This window comes from Streptomyces sp. NPDC127595 (assembly GCF_042671685.1).
In the GTDB taxonomy this organism is placed as follows: domain Bacteria; phylum Actinomycetota; class Actinomycetes; order Streptomycetales; family Streptomycetaceae; genus Streptomyces.
This window is the reverse complement of sequence record NZ_JBHXWK010000010.1, coordinates 219,239-232,121: the sequence shown is the minus strand read 5'-3', so window position 1 is coordinate 232,121 and position 12,883 is coordinate 219,239. Positions and strand designations below refer to the sequence as shown.

Annotated in this window: 12 protein-coding genes; 9 read left to right on the top strand and 3 right to left on the bottom strand. The window is 70.3% G+C overall.

Features of this window, described 5'->3' with window-relative positions:
- Positions 1–8: 8 nt before the first annotated feature.
- A complete protein-coding gene (coaA, locus tag ACFVKT_RS29490; protein ID WP_385737131.1) occupies positions 9–998 on the bottom strand; it encodes a type I pantothenate kinase in 990 nt (329 codons plus the stop codon).
- Between the two features lie 173 nt (positions 999–1,171).
- Between coaA and glmS the strand changes: the two genes are divergently transcribed.
- Entirely contained in the window at positions 1,172–3,019 is a 1,848-nt protein-coding gene (gene glmS / locus ACFVKT_RS29485) for a glutamine--fructose-6-phosphate transaminase (isomerizing) (RefSeq protein ID WP_385737128.1), read from the top strand.
- Here the strand turns inward: glmS and ACFVKT_RS29480 are convergent.
- Together ACFVKT_RS29480 and ACFVKT_RS29475 are read right to left on the bottom strand one after the other, a co-directional pair.
- Positions 2,980–3,198: a DUF397 domain-containing protein gene (locus ACFVKT_RS29480; protein ID WP_385737126.1), complete on the bottom strand. Its 219-nt coding sequence runs from the start codon at positions 3,196–3,198 to the stop codon at positions 2,980–2,982. The genes glmS and ACFVKT_RS29480 overlap by 40 nt on opposite strands.
- Positions 3,199–3,206: 8 nt before the next feature.
- Positions 3,207–4,058 (bottom strand): helix-turn-helix domain-containing protein, encoded by an 852-nt coding sequence (locus tag ACFVKT_RS29475; RefSeq protein ID WP_385737123.1) that lies wholly within the window; start codon positions 4,056–4,058, stop codon positions 3,207–3,209.
- Positions 4,059–4,279: 221 nt separating this feature from the next.
- On the opposite strand from ACFVKT_RS29475, the gene ACFVKT_RS29470 reads away from it, so the two are divergent.
- From ACFVKT_RS29470 to tsaE, 8 genes are all read left to right on the top strand, one after another.
- On the top strand, positions 4,280–4,693 hold the full coding sequence (locus tag ACFVKT_RS29470; RefSeq protein ID WP_385737120.1) for an ATP-binding protein: 414 nt from the start codon (positions 4,280–4,282) through the stop codon (positions 4,691–4,693).
- A gap of 535 nt (positions 4,694–5,228) precedes the next feature.
- On the top strand, positions 5,229–6,095 hold the full coding sequence (locus ACFVKT_RS29465) for a GNAT family N-acetyltransferase (protein ID WP_385737117.1): 867 nt from the start codon (positions 5,229–5,231) through the stop codon (positions 6,093–6,095).
- A gap of 360 nt (positions 6,096–6,455) precedes the next feature.
- A complete protein-coding gene (locus ACFVKT_RS29460; protein ID WP_385737114.1) occupies positions 6,456–6,827 on the top strand; it encodes a holo-ACP synthase in 372 nt (123 codons plus the stop codon).
- A 66-nt stretch (positions 6,828–6,893) separates the two neighbouring features.
- Positions 6,894–8,324: an NAD(P)H-hydrate dehydratase gene (locus tag ACFVKT_RS29455; protein WP_385737111.1), complete on the top strand. Its 1,431-nt coding sequence runs from the start codon at positions 6,894–6,896 to the stop codon at positions 8,322–8,324.
- 435 nt (positions 8,325–8,759) lie between these two features.
- The gene (locus ACFVKT_RS29450) at positions 8,760–9,647 is read left to right on the top strand and encodes a L,D-transpeptidase family protein (protein WP_385737108.1); all 888 of its coding nucleotides are present in this window, start codon (positions 8,760–8,762) and stop codon (positions 9,645–9,647) included.
- Positions 9,648–9,699: 52 nt separating this feature from the next.
- A complete protein-coding gene (alr, locus tag ACFVKT_RS29445) occupies positions 9,700–10,857 on the top strand; it encodes an alanine racemase (protein WP_385737105.1) in 1,158 nt (385 codons plus the stop codon).
- An 87-nt stretch (positions 10,858–10,944) separates the two neighbouring features.
- Positions 10,945–12,183, top strand: coding sequence for an alpha/beta fold hydrolase (locus ACFVKT_RS29440; protein ID WP_385737102.1), 1,239 nt, complete (start codon positions 10,945–10,947; stop codon positions 12,181–12,183).
- Entirely contained in the window at positions 12,149–12,691 is a 543-nt protein-coding gene (tsaE, locus tag ACFVKT_RS29435) for a tRNA (adenosine(37)-N6)-threonylcarbamoyltransferase complex ATPase subunit type 1 TsaE (RefSeq protein ID WP_385737099.1), read from the top strand. The genes ACFVKT_RS29440 and tsaE overlap by 35 nt, the downstream gene beginning before the upstream one ends.
- Positions 12,692–12,883: the final 192 nt, after the last annotated feature.

Here is a 12,883-nt window from a genome sequence, read left to right as displayed (position 1 = left end):
CAGCGTAGTCACAGCTTGCGCAGGCTCAGCTTCTGCACCTTGTGGTCCGGGCCCTTGCGGATGACGAGGGTCGCGCGGCCGCGGGTCGGGGCCACGTTCTCAAGGAGGTTGACCTTGTTGATGGTCCGCCAGGTGGTGCGGGCGTAGTCGAGGGCCTCCTCCTCGGAGACCTGGGTGTACTTGCGGAAGTACGAGGAGGGGTCCTGGAAGGCGGTGGCGCGCAGCTTGCGGAAGCGGTTGAGGTACCACGCCTCGATGTCCTCGGCGCGGGCGTCGACGTACACACTGAAGTCGAAGTAGTCGGCGAGGCCGACGCGGGTGCGGCCGTCCTGGCCGGGGAGTGCGGGCTGCAGGACGTTCAGGCCCTCGACGATCAGGATGTCCGGGCGGCGGACCGTGAGGCGCCGGCCGGGGACGATGTCGTAGATGAGGTGCGAGTAGACGGGGGCCGTCACCTCGTCCTTGCCCGCCTTGATGTCCGCCACGAACCGGGTGAGCGCGCGACGGTCGTACGACTCGGGGAAGCCCTTCCGCGACATCAGGCCGCGCGCCTCCAGCTCCTTCGTGGGGAGCAGGAAGCCGTCCGTGGTGACCAGCTCGACGCGCGGGTGCTCGGGCCAGCGGGAGAGCAGGGCCTGGAGGAGGCGCGCGACCGTGGACTTGCCGACGGCCACGGAGCCGGCGACGCCTATGACGAAGGGCGTGCCTGACTGGGAGCCCTTCTCGCCGAGGAAGGTGTTCAGGGCGCCGCGCAGGCCGTCGGTGGCGCCCACGTAGAGGTTGAGGAGGCGGCTCAGCGGGAGGTAGATGTCCCGCACCTCGTCGAGGTCGATGACATCGCCCAGACCGCGCAGCTTCTCGACCTCCTCGGCGTTCAGCGGGAGCGGCGTCTTTTCGCGCAGCGCGCTCCACTCAGCACGGGTGAGGTCGACGTAGGGAGTCGCCTCCGGCCTGGGCCGGTGGGCGCTCCGGGGGATCGAGGAGACCGGAGAGATCACACTCCATTGTTACGGGAGTGTGGATGGGGTGGGGGGTGGGGTCCGTCACGCGCCTCTGCCATCCGCTTCTGTGACCGGCCTTCGTACGGTGGCATTCGTGCGGTGGTGGGAATTTCCGATTTCGGGCACGCGGTGCCGGGATGGGGCGCGTGTGGGCCTTTAGGCTGCCGCTCATGTGCGGAATTGTGGGATACGTGGGGTCGCAGTCGGCGCTTGATGTGGTGATGGCCGGGCTGAAGCGGCTGGAGTACCGGGGGTACGACTCGGCGGGGGTCGCGGTGCCGGCGGACGGGGGGCTCGCCGCCGCGAAGAAGGCCGGGAAGCTGGTCAACCTGGAGAAGGAGCTGGTCGAACGGCCGCTGCCGGCCGGGTCGACGGGGATCGGTCACACGCGCTGGGCCACGCACGGCGGGCCCACGGACGCGAACGCCCACCCGCATCTCGACAACGCCGGCCGGGTCGCCGTCGTGCACAACGGGATCATCGAGAACTTCGCGCTGCTCCGGGCCGAGCTGGCCGGACGCGGGCACCACCTCGCCTCCGAGACGGACACCGAGGTGGTCGCCCACCTGCTCGCCGAGGAGTTCTCGGTCTGCGGCGACCTGGCGGAGGCGATGCGGCTGGTCTGCCGGCGCCTGGAGGGCGCGTTCACGCTGGTCGCCGTGCACGCCGACGAGCCCGACGTGGTCGTCGGGGCGCGCCGGAACTCGCCGCTCGTGGTGGGCGTCGGCGAGGGCGAGGCCTTCCTCGCCTCGGACGTCGCCGCCTTCATCGCCCACACCCGGTCGGCGATCGAGCTCGGCCAGGACCAGGTCGTGGAGCTGCGCCGCGACGGCGTGACGGTCACCGGCTTCGACGGCCGGCCCGCCGACGTACGCGCCTTCCACGTCGACTGGGACGCGTCGGCCGCCGAGAAGGACGGCCACGACTACTTCATGCTCAAGGAGATCGCCGAGCAGCCCAAGGCGGTCGCCGACACCCTGCTTGGTCGCATCGACGCCGACGGCCTGCTGATTCTGGACGAGGTGCGAATCCCGGTCCACGAGCTGCGCGAGATCGACAAGGTCGTCATCGTGGCGTGCGGGACCGCCTTCCACGCCGGGCTGATCGCCAAGTACGCCATCGAGCACTGGACGCGGATCCCGTGCGAGGTCGAGCTGGCGAGCGAGTTCCGGTACCGGGATCCGATCCTGGGCGCGCGGTCCCTGGTGATCGCCATCTCCCAGTCCGGCGAGACCATGGACACGCTGATGGCGCTACGGCATGCGCGCGAGCAGGGCTCGAAGGTGCTCGCCATCTGCAACACCAACGGCTCGACGATTCCGCGTGAGTCGGACGCGGTGCTGTACACGCATGCGGGTCCTGAGGTCGCCGTCGCCTCGACGAAGGCGTTCCTGACGCAGCTGGTGGCCTGTTACCTGGTGGCTCTGTATCTGGGGCAGGTACGCGGGACCAAATGGGGGGACGAGATCCAGGACGTGATCCGGGACCTGGCGGAGATCTCCGGCTCGGTGGACCGGGTCCTGGAGACCATGGAGCCTGTACGGGAGCTTGCGCGGTCCCTTGCCGACAAGAAGACGGTGCTCTTCCTCGGGCGGCACGTGGGCTATCCCGTGGCCCTGGAGGGTGCGCTCAAGCTCAAGGAGCTCGCCTACATGCACGCCGAGGGCTTCGCGGCCGGCGAGCTGAAGCACGGTCCGATCGCCCTGATCGAGGAGGACCTGCCGGTCGTGGTGGTCGTGCCCTCACCCCGCGGGCGGTCCGTGCTCCACGACAAGATCGTGTCCAACATCCAGGAGATCCGGGCGCGGGGCGCCCGCACGATCGTCATCGCGGAGGAGGGGGACGAGGCGGTGGTGCCGTACGCGGACCACTTGATCCGGATTCCGGCTACGCCTACCTTGCTTCAGCCGCTCGTCGCCACCGTGCCGTTGCAGGTCTTCGCCTGTGAGCTGGCGACGGCTCGGGGGAACGAGGTGGATCAGCCTCGGAACCTCGCCAAGTCAGTGACTGTGGAGTAGTTCTTCAGGGCGTGGAGGAAGGGTGCGAAGGCCCTTGCCGGGAAGGTGAGGGTGGCTCTGGCCGGGGTCTTCGAGTCGCGGATGGCTATGTGGGTGGGTGAGTTCGCGATCTCCACGCAGGAGTCGCCGTCGCCGGCTCCTGAGTAGGACGACTTCCGCCAGTTGTCGGGGGTGTCCATGGAGTCCCTCATAGCTCTTTCGCCAGCCTGTGGATAAAGTCGCGCGACCGTTCGGGGTCGAGCGACGCAGCCTCCACCTTACGGAAGAGCGTTCGAAAGGCGCCGAGTTGGGCTTCGGAGTCGATGAAGGCCGCGCCGTGCGGTGCATCGCGTACGACGGTGTCCAACTTGGGTACGGGGCCTCCCGCGTACGTCATGGCTGTCCAGGATCCGCCGAAGCCGTCCAGATCGAAGGGGATCACGCGGACGGTGATGTGGTCCGCCTCGGAGACTTCGAGGAGCCGGGCGAGTTGGACTCGTGAGACGGCCCGGTCGCTGACCCGGATGCGCAGCGCCGCCTCGTGGACGACCGCTTCGTAGGGGATGGGCTCGGGGCCCTCAAGGATCACCTTGCGCTGCATTCGGTGTCGGACCCGCAACTCAAGCTCCTCAAGCGGGAGTTCAGGGATCCTGTCGGAGTAGATGGCGCGGGCGTAGTCCTCTGTCTGGAGTGGGCCTGGGATGTACAGGAACTGGGCCTCGCGCAAGGACGTGGCGTGGTGCTCCAGCTCGGAGAGGGCGAGGAATGGAGTGGGTAGCGAGCCCCGGTATTCCTCCCACCAACCACGCACGCGGGCGGTCGCCATGGCGGCCAGGGCATCCACAAACGCCTCGTCTGTGCACACGTAGTGGGCTGCAAGGCGGCGCAGTCGTTTCTCGCTCACACCCGTGAGGCCGGATTCGATTTGGTTGATCTGAACGGAACTCACCCCGAGCAGTGCTGCCGCCTCGCGGCCGGTGAGGCCCGCTGCCTCTCGAAGCCTGCGAAGTTCCATCCCCAGGCGCATCTGTCGTGCCGTTGGTTCGCGCCTCAATGCCACCGCGTGCTCCTCCCAATGCGCCTGCGGGCGCGACTCGTTCGGGGTCAGATTACGCGAGCGGCTTGCTTGGCCTGTAAATAAAGGTCTACTTTCGGTGATGCGACGCACACACTGCGGAATGCAGGGACCCCGGAAGCGCACCACGCCGTCCTGCCATGACGGCTGTGGCAATACCACCGCCCGACGACCGCCCCCCCCAACCACCGAACCGGAGTTGACGCATGCCTGAAACCGAGTCCGAGCCCTGGGAGTACTTCCTGTACCTCCCGAATGATCTGCGCGCCGTCACCGTCAGCCGCCGCACCCTCCGCCTGATCCTCACCATGCACGGCCTGATCCGCCTCGTCGATGTCGGCGAACTCCTCGCGACGGAGCTGGTTTCCAACGCCGTACGCCATACCGAGGGGCCTGCCGCCCTGAGGGTGTGCTGGGCGGCGGGCGTGCTGCGGATCGGGGCGTGGGACGCCGATCCCCGGCCGCCGGAGCCGCCTCGGCGGTTCGACGAAGGCGTTGATCTGGAGGAGGGGCGCGGGCTGGCGCTGGTCCGTGCGTGCGCCGACCTCTGGAGCTGGCAGCCACTGGCCAGGGACGGCAGGCGGGGCAAGTACGTGTGGTGCGAGCTTGCTGCGGCGTAGTACGGCGTTCCCGTACCGCTGTTTTCATGTCACCGTCGGGGCCGCCCGCTTCTTTGCGAGTGTCGTGCCTCCACGGCCCGCGTCAAGGGCGCTACGCGTCGCCTACGGCGATGGCCCTCCGGGCCACCCTTGACCCGGCCCGCTCCACCACGGGCGAGAAGCGAGCGAACGGCCCGGAAGGGCGGGGTCCCCAGGTCGGCCGACGGCAGCCGTGGGCTGTGGGGTGGGCCGGAGCCGGCGGGCGCGACCGCGCCTCACCAGCACGCCGGGCGGGCCAAGCGGCGAACGGCCGGTGGGAGGGGGAGCCGATATCCGGCGAGTAGGTGGTGGGGTCGGTGTGGGGTTGGTGATTGGCAGATGTGTCCCACTTGGGGGCAGGGAAAGTCCAGGTCAGGAGCAGGGGGTGTGGGACGGATCTGCCAATTGCTTCCTGCGGGGGAGTGGTGAGGCTCTTGTGGCTTGGGAGGTCTCCGGCTGGCTCGGCCTGTCTGGCGGGAAACCGTGGGTGGGTCTGCGGGGTGGGAAATCATGGGGCATGCGATCGGACGGCTGGTATCTCAGTGACGGTGTCGATGACTTTCTCGGGCGGGCCGGGGACTTTCTGCGCTCGCGGCCCGCTCTGCACACGACGGTGCTGACGACGGTCGAGAAGCTGCGGGCTGGCGGGGCGGATGTGCCTGCTGCCGAAGCACCCGTATTCGGTCGGCTTGAGCGAGGGGGAAAGGTCCGCGCGGTCTTCTACCGCCGGAGTCCGTCCGGTCCTCTGGGGCTCACCGCCGACCTCACTCGCGACGAGGCCGACATGCTCGCCGCTCTGCTGGCCGGCCTTGGCCACCCGCTTCCCGGCGTCGGTGCGGACCACGACACCGCTACCGCTTTCGCCGAGGCCTGGGAGCGGCGGACAGGGGCGACGGCGGTACTCCGCCAGCCGCTTCATCTCTATCGGCTTGGCGCGCTCACTCCGCCGGAGCCGGTCCCGGAGGGTCGGGTTCGCGTCGCGGGGGAGGAGGACCTTGAGCAAGTCGTGCGCTGGTGCCATGAGTTCGCCGCCACTGTTGACGAGGTCCTCCCCGACTCCTGGGCCGACACACGTTTCGCGGACAAGCACTTCTCGTTCTGGGAGACCCCGGACGGTACTCCCGTCTCCATGGCGGCCATGACTTCCTTGATCGGAGGGATGGTTCGGGTGGATCCGGTCTACACCCCGGCCCATCTGCGTGGTCGCGGCTACGCGGGCGCCGTGACCGTCGCGGTGAGCCGGGCCGCGCTGGCCGCCGGTGCGAAGGAAGTCGTGCTGTACACCGACCCTGCCAACCCCACCAGCAACGCCCTCTACAAACGCATCGGATACGTCCTGCTCGCCGACTGGGCCATGTACGACTTCTCAGGGCTGCCCCGCTGACACCGCGCCGCTGAGAACTGGTTGACCCACCGGTCGCCCTTCCTTCCCGCCACCCACCGGCCGTTCGCCGCTTGGCCCGCCCGGCGTGCTGGCGAGGCGCGGTCGCGCCCGCCGGCTCCGGCCCACCCTGCAACCCACGGCTGCCGTCGGCCGACCTGGGGACCCCGCCCTTCCGGGCCGTTCGCTCGCTTCTCGCCCGTGGTGGAGCGGGCCGGGTCAAGGGTGGCCCGGAGGGCCATCGCCGTAGGCGACGCGTAGCGCCCTTGACGCGGGCCGTGGAGGCACGACACTCGCAAAGAAGCGGGCGGCCCCGACGGTGACGTAGAAGGGGGCGGTGCCCGAACGTCGTAGGGTCTCGGCATGAGCATCATCGGGGTCGGTATCGACGTGGCTGCGATCGATCGGTTCGGGGCTTCGCTGGAGCGGACGCCCGGGCTGGCCGAACGGCTCTTTCTGGAGAGCGAGTTGCTCTTGCCCAGTGGTGAGCGGCGGGGTGTCGCCTCGCTCGCGGCGCGGTTCGCTGCGAAGGAGGCGGTCGCCAAGGCGTTGGGCGCACCGGCCGGACTGCACTGGGCCGACGCGGAGGTCTATGTGGAGGACAGCGGGCAACCGCGGCTTCGGGTGACCGGGACGGTGGCGGCCCGTGCGGCGGAGCTGGGGGTGCGGTCGTGGCATGTGTCGCTGAGCCATGACGCCGGGGTCGCCTCGGCCGTGGTGGTGGCGGAGGGGTAGCCCGGTCGGCCGGTGCGTCCACGGTTGGGGCTGTGGTTCGGGGTGCCGTACGGGAGACTCGAACGTATGCGTACTGCGTACAGCGTGGAGACAGTGAGGGCGGCGGAGCGTTCGCTGATGGCCCGCCTTCCGGACGGGGCCCTGATGCAGCGGGCCGCTGCCGGACTGGCCGCCGCCTGCGGGCAGTTGCTCGGGCGGGTGTACGGCAGCCGGCTCGTGCTGCTGGTGGGGAGCGGGGACAACGGCGGGGACGCCCTGTACGCGGGGGCCCGCCTCGCGCGGCGCGGGGCTGGGGTCACCGCCGTGCTGCTCGCCCCTGAACGGACCCATGGCGGAGGGCTGGCCGCGCTGCGGCGGGCGGGTGGCACGGTCGCCCCGTCCGGCAGCGCCGAGGAGGCGATCCGACGGGCCGATCTCGTCCTCGACGGGATCGTCGGCATCGGGGGCAAGGGCGGCCTCCGGCCGGACGCGGCCGCGCTGGTCGGGGTCCTCGACGACTCCCGCGCCGCCGTCGTCGCCGTCGATCTGCCCAGCGGGGTCGAGGCGGACACCGGCGAAGTGCGCGGCGCCGCTGTCCGCGCCGACCTGACGGTCACCTTCGGGACCCACAAGCCTGGGCTGCTGATCGATCCTGCGCGGGAGTACGCCGGATCGGTGCGGCTCGTCGACATCGGGCTCGAACTGCCGGACCAGCCCGACCTGGAGGCATTGCAGCACGCGGATGTGGCGGTCCTGCTGCCGGTGCCGGGGGCGGAGAGCGACAAGTACCGGCGGGGCGTCGTCGGGATCGCCGCCGGGTCGGCGCGGTATCCCGGGGCGGCCGTGCTTGCCGTGGCGGGGGCGTTGCGGGGTGGCGCGGGGGCCGTACGGTACGTCGGGCCGGCGGCGGACGCGGTGCTCGCGCGGTTCCCGGAGACGCTGGTGTCCGACCAGGGGCCCGCGAAGGCGGGGCGGGTGCAGGCGTGGGTCGTGGGGCCTGGGGCCGGGGACGACGCGTCGGGCGTGGCGGAGGTGCTGGCGGCGGATGTGCCTGTGCTGTTGGACGCGGATGGATTGCGGCTGGCGGATCGGGATGTCGTACGGGGGCGGGGGGCGCCGACCTTGATGACTCCGCATGCCGGGGAGGCCGCGGCGTTGCTGGGGGTTCCGCGGGAGTCCGTCGAGGGGGGTCGGCTGGCTGCGGTGCGGGAGCTTGCGGGGTTGTACGGGGCGACTGTGCTGCTCAAGGGGTCGACGACGGTGGTGGCCTCTGCGGGGGGTGGGGTTGTGCGGGTGAATTCCACCGGGACGGGGTGGCTGGCCACGGCGGGGAGCGGTGACGTGTTGTCGGGGCTTTCCGGGTCGTTGTTGGCGGCTGGGTTGTCCGCGCTGGACGCGGGGAGTGTTGCTGCGTATTTGCATGGGCTTGCGGGGCGGGTTGCTGCGGATGGGGCGCCTGTGGGGGCGCATGACGTGGCCGCGGCGATTCCGGATGCCTGGCGGGATGTGTGTGGCTGAGGTGAGGGTTTTTCGCCCCCTCCGCCCCTTCCCGTCCCTTGTTCCTGGGGGCTGCCGCCCCCAGACCCCCGCTTCGGCCTGAACGGCCTCGTCCTCAAACGCCGGACGGGCTGAAACCTCGCCCCCGTGGGTGGGCGGGGGTTGGGGATGGCACCACCTCGGCCGCGAGCGCCGGACGGGCTGAAATACCTACCCGAGGCTGAAACCTCGCCCCCACGGGTGGGTGGGGGATGGGGATGGCACCACCTCGGCCGCGAGCGCCGGACGGGCTGAAAATACCTACCCGAGGCTGAAACCTCGCCCCCACGGGTGGGTGGGGGATGGGGACGGCACCGCTGAGACCCTCCCGGCCTGGGTTGAAAGCCCCCGCCTAACGGGCGACCCCCTCCGCGCGGCTCACCCGCCCCCGGCCCTCCATTGCGTATGGCTGATCGCATGATCAGCAGACGAATGGCGTGTCGTGGGATTGCGGTGGTGCTTGCCGCGGTGGTGGTGCTGCCTGGTGGGGTGGCGTATGGGGAGCCCGTTCCGCCGGCTTCTGGGCCGGAGGCGGAACTCGTGCCCGGCGTGGCGCCGGGGCCGTATCAGCCGTGGCAGATTGATACGCCCGACCAGGTTCTCGCGCCGAAGGTGTACGCGCCGACCGCCTCGGAGGACGCTGTCGAGCCGCGGGACGCGATGGAGGGGACGTACGCGCTCGTCGAGTACGTGCCGCTCGGGGACGCCGCCGCGAAGGTGGCGTGCAGCAAGCAGACCGGGCCCTACCAGCGCCAGGTCGAGCGGTGGCTGAAGCTGAAGGTGGACGGGAAGCAGTCCGGCGCCGACTGTCTCGCCATCCGTGGCTTCCAGACGAAGCACAAGATCAAGCCGAGCATCGGTTTCGCCGGGCCCGTCACCTGGGCCCAGATGCAGTTGCTGTCGGCTAAGAAGAACCCGAACGCGGCCAAGAAGTGTCCTGTGCGGTCGTACCGCGTCGCCTGTGTGGATCTCACCCGGCAGCTCACCTGGGTGCAGAAGGGGAAGAAGGTCGTGTACGGGCCGGTGCCGATGCGCAGCGGGCGGGCCGGGTACGGGACGCGGACCGGGTGGAAGAAGATCTACTGGAAGCACAAGAACCACTGGTCGACGCTCTACAACACCTCCATGCCGTACAGCCAGTTCTTCGACGGCGGACAGGCCTTCCATGCCGTCTACGGCAGCATCTACACCACCGTCGGCTCCTGGGGTTGTGTCAATTTGCGGCTCGCCGATGCCCGGAAGTTGTGGGGTGTGCTCAAGAAGGGCGACCGGGTTTACGTGTGGGGTCGCAGGGTCGGTTCCTGACAGCCACCGGTGACCGGGTGCTGTCAGACGCCTCTGAGACACTGGAGGCGCTATGAACGAGACAGCACCCCTGCGCGCCCGCGCCGAGATCGACCTGGCCGCCCTCCGGGCCAATGTGCGGACCCTGCGCGCCCATGCGCCGTCCGCGGCCGTGATGGCCGTGGTCAAGTCCGACGCGTACGGCCATGGGGCGGTCCCCTGCGCCCGCGCGGCGCGCGAGGCGGGTGCCACCTGGCTCGGCACGGCCACCCCCGAGGAGGCCCTCGCGCTGCGGGCGGCCGGACTGCCGGGGCGCATCATGTGCTGGCTCTGGACGCCCGGCGGCCCCTGGGCCGAGGCCATCGAGGCCGACCTCGATGTGGCGGTGAGCGGGCTGTGGGCGCTGGAAGAAGTCATCGGGGCGGCGAGGGACGTCGGCAGGGCCGCCCGCGTCCAGCTCAAGGCCGACACCGGGCTCGGGCGCAACGGCGCTCAGCCCGCCGACTGGCCCGAACTCGTCGCGCAGGCCCTGCGCGCCGAGGCCGACGGGCTGATCACCGTCACCGGCCTCTGGTCGCACTTCGCCTGCGCCGACGAACCCGGCCACCCCTCCATCCAGGCCCAACTCACCCGGTTCCGCGAACTGGTGACGTACGCCGAGGAGCGGGGCGTCCGCCCCGAGGTGCGGCACATCGCCAACTCGCCCGCCACGCTGACCCTTCCCGAGAGCCACTTCGACCTCGTACGCACGGGAATCGCGGTCTACGGCATCTCGCCCAGCCCCGAGATCGGCACACCGGCCGACTTCGGGCTGCGCCCCGTGATGACACTGAGTGCGTCGATCGCGCTGGTGAAGCAGGTGGAAGGGGGGCACGGCGTCAGTTATGGACATCACTACGTCACCCCCGGCGCCACGACCCTCGGCCTCGTGCCCGTCGGCTACGCGGACGGCATCCCGCGGCACGCCTCCGGCACCGGACCCGTGCTGGTCGGCGGCAAGCTGCGGACGGTCGCCGGACGGATCGCGATGGACCAGTTCGTCGTCGACCTCGGCGGGGACGAGCCGGAAGTCGGCGCGGAAGCGGTGCTGTTCGGGCCCGGCGACCGGGGCGAGCCGACCGCCGAGGACTGGGCTCGGGCCGCGGGAACCATCGCGTACGAAATCGTCACCCGGATCGGAACCCGCGTACCTCGTGTGTACGTGAAGGTGAATGACGAACAAAACGGGTAACAGCGAAGAGGTGTGCGGCGACGTGGTGTGCGGCGCGGGCATGCCAGGTCAGCGAAGAGTGCAGCAACCGGCGAAGAGGAGCGGGAAGTGAGCGAGAGCAGCGCGGAGGCCGTCGCGAGTGCGGCCTCGGCGGTCGCCGCCTCCGCCGGGAACTGGCGCAAGGCGACCGGCATCGCGGGTGTCGCCATAGGCGTGGTCGCGGCGGGTGCCGCCGCCGGGGTCGCCATAGAGCGGCTCACGGTCGGCCGCGGCATGCGGCAGAAGGCCCGGCTCGCCCTCGACTCGGCGGGACCCTACGGCGCGCTGCGCGGCACACCCGGCAAGGCGTACGCCTCCGACGGCACGGAGCTGTACTACGAGGTCGACGACGCCGAGCCCGAGGCACCGCTCAACGGCCGTCGGCGGCGGCTCTTCGGCCGTAAGGCCCCGGTCCCCGTCACCGTCGTCTTCAGTCACGGCTACTGCCTCAACCAGGACTCCTGGCACTTCCAGCGGGCCGCGCTGCGCGGAGTGGTGCGCATGGTGCACTGGGACCAGCGCAGCCACGGGCGGTCCGGCCGGGGCGTCGCCCAGGTCGAGGAGCACAAGCCGGTCACCATCGACCAGCTCGGCCAGGACCTCAAGGCCGTCATCGACGCGGCCGTGCCCGAGGGGCCGATCGTGCTGGTCGGGCACTCCATGGGCGGTATGACGGTGATGGCGCTGGCCGACCAGTACCCCGACCTCATCCGCGACCGGGTCGTCGCCGCCGCACTCGTCGGTACGTCGGCGGGGCGGCTCGGCGAGGTCAACTTCGGGTTGCCCGTCGCGGGCGTCAACGCGGTGCGCTGGGCGCTGCCGAGTGTGCTGAAGGCGCTCGGTCAGCAGGCCGCCCTGGTGGAGCGGGGGCGGCGGGTCACCGCCGATCTGTTCGCCGGGATCATCAAGCGGTACTCGTTCGCGGGCAAGGACGTCGACCCTGCGGTCGAGCGGTTCGCCGAGCGGATGATCGAGAGCACGCCGATCGACGTGGTCGCCGAGTTCTATCCGGCGTTCACCGAGCACGACAAGACCGCGGCGCTCGTGCACTTCGCGGACATGCCCGTGCTCGTCCTCGCCGGTGTCAAGGACCTGGTGACCCCGAGCGAGCACAGCGAGGCGATCGCGGACCTGCTGCCGGACGCCGAGCTGGTGCTCGTACCGGACGCCGGACACCTCGTGATGCTGGAGCACCCCGAGGTCGTCACCGACCGCTTCGCCGACCTCCTGATGCGCGCGGGAGCCGTCCCGGCAGGGGCTACGGTTGGTGGCTATGGAACGACCAGCAGCACCGCACAACCCGGCTGAGCCCACCGCGGGGGGCGTCGGCGTCCAGATCACCGTCAACTCCCCGGAACAGATGAGTGAGTTGGGTCTCCGCCTGGCCGGGCTGGTGCGCGCGGGCGACCTCGTGATGCTGAACGGCGAGCTCGGCGCGGGCAAGACGACCCTGACGCGCGGCCTCGGTGAGGGCCTCGGCGTACGCGGCGCGGTCACCTCGCCGACCTTCGTCATCGCACGCGTGCACCCCTCCCTCGGCGAGGGCCCGCCGCTCGTCCACGTGGACGCGTACCGCCTCGGTGGCGGGCTCGACGAGATGGAGGACCTCGATCTCGACGTCTCGCTGTCGGACTCGGTGATCGTCGTGGAGTGGGGCGAGGGCAAGGTCGAGGAGCTGACCGACGACCGGCTGCACGTCGTGATCCACCGGGCGGTCGGGGACACCACGGACGAGGTACGGCACGTCACGCTGACGGGGCTCGGCGGGCGCTGGGCCGCGGCCGATCTGAGCGGGCTCTCGGCGCTCTCGGCCTGAGCACCCGCGTGCGCTCCGCCTGGGAGCAGGGGGCGGGTCTGTTTCTTCGTACGGAGGGAGGCTTCTTCGTACGTTCGAATAACGTTCCGACAAGACGTCGGCAACATGTTGCGCTTCGCGTCCTGGGCGTGGTCACATGGACATCAGTTCGTGGTTAGGTCTACCTAACCACGGTGGCCCCCGAAGCTCCAG